Source organism: Nonomuraea terrae, from assembly GCF_004348995.1.
Classification (GTDB): Bacteria; Actinomycetota; Actinomycetes; order Streptosporangiales; family Streptosporangiaceae; genus Nonomuraea; species Nonomuraea terrae.
This window is the reverse complement of the sequence record NZ_SMKQ01000429.1, coordinates 1-1,629: the sequence shown is the minus strand read 5'-3', so window position 1 is coordinate 1,629 and position 1,629 is coordinate 1. Positions and strand designations below refer to the sequence as shown.

Annotated in this window: 1 protein-coding gene; it reads left to right on the top strand. The window is 72.8% G+C overall.

From position 1 onward, the window contains the following. Positions 1-176 precede the first annotated feature (176 nt). The gene (locus tag E1286_RS47145) at positions 177-1,619 is read left to right on the top strand and encodes a PH domain-containing protein (protein WP_132623926.1); all 1,443 of its coding nucleotides are present in this window, start codon (positions 177-179) and stop codon (positions 1,617-1,619) included. Positions 1,620-1,629: the final 10 nt, after the last annotated feature.

The window sequence follows — 1,629 nt, the reverse complement described above, 5'->3', positions numbered from 1 at the left end:
CCCCAGCTCCGGGCCGGTCGCCTGGGCAGCCGTACGGGCCTGGGCCGGCGTCCCGGCAGCCGTACGGGCCTGGGCCCGGGCCGGGGGAGCCGCCGTGGGGTGGGTACCCGCCGCCGCCCGGTGGGATGCCGCCTTACCCGGGACCAGGGCGGGCGCCGCGGCGGTTCAGTCCCAAGGTGCTGCTCATCGACCCCGTACGCATGCTGCCCTCCCTCCTCCTGCCCCTCATCGGTGTCCTGTTCGTGGGCGGCTTCTCGCCGAGGTCGTACGCCTGGGCCGCGGCCGGTGTCGTGGGCGCCGTGGTGGTCGCGTTCGTCCGCTGGGCCACCTTCACGTACGAGATCATCGGCGACAGCCTGGAGACCAAACGGTCGCTGATCAGCCGTTCCATCCGCACCATCCCCCTGGAGCGCATCCGCGGCGTCGACGTCTCCACGCCTCCGATGCACCGCCTGCTCGGCCTGGCCGTACTGAAGATCGACACGGGAGCGAGCGGCGGCGACGAGGAGGCCAAGCTCGACGGCGTCACACTCGCCGAGGCCGAACGGCTCAAGTCGCTCCTCCTGCGCAGCGCCGGCCGCCCCGAGGCGCACGCCCAAGAGACCGCCGCACCCGCCGGGCCCCGCGAAGAGTCCATCATCTCCGTGCCCCGCAAGTGGCTGCTGTACGGGCCCTTGTCGGGTGCGTACCTGCTCACCCCGTTCGCGTTCATCGGCGGCGCCGTGGGCCTGGCGTTCCAGTGGGGCGACGAGCTCGGCTTCCGCCAGGACGCCGCATGGAGCGCGGGGGAGTGGCTCTGGGAACACCCGTACCTGCTGCTGGCCGTGGCCCTGCTGCTCGTGCTCGCGATGCCGGTCACGGGCGGCCTGATGTACGCGATCTTCAACTGGAACTTCCAGCTCAAACGTCGCGACGGCTACCTCGTCGCCGAACGCGGGCTGATCAACCGGCGCAGCGTGTCGCTGGAGTCCCAGCGCGTACGCGGCTACGAGATCGTGGACGGCCTGGCCGAACGCTGGGCCGGCGTCGTACGCGTCTGGGCCATCGTGACCGGGCTGGGCGACTCGGAGACCCGCGGTCAGCTGCTGCCGGACGTGCCGCGCGGGGTCGCGTACCAGGTGGCCGCCGACGCCATCGGACCCTACCGGTCCGAACTCCGTCGCCACCCGCCCGTGGCGCGCAGGCGCCGCCTGTTCCGCGCCGTCTTCCCGTGGCTCATGGTGGCGTCGGCGAGCGCCGCGGCGGCCTGGGCGACGGGGGCGACGCTGTGGTGGGTCCTGCTCGTCCTGACGCTGTTCCTGGCCGCACTGGGCGTCCCCTTGGGCCTCGACCGGTACGCCTCCCTGGGACACGGCTACGACGGCGTACGCGTGTCGGTGCGGTCGGGCTCGCTCCGGCGCGCCCAGGCCGTCATCGAACGCCGTGCCGTGGTGGGCTGGCGTCTCCGGCAGACGTGGTTCCAGCGCCGCGCCGGGGTGCTGACGCTGATCGCCGGCGTCGGCGCCGGCAAGGGCGGCTACTCGGCCATCGACGTCTCAGAAGCCCAGGCCGCGGACTTCCCGGCAGAGGTCACTCCGGAATGGCTGACCCCCTTCCTCACCCAACCCCCCAACCAGTAACCCCCGTCAC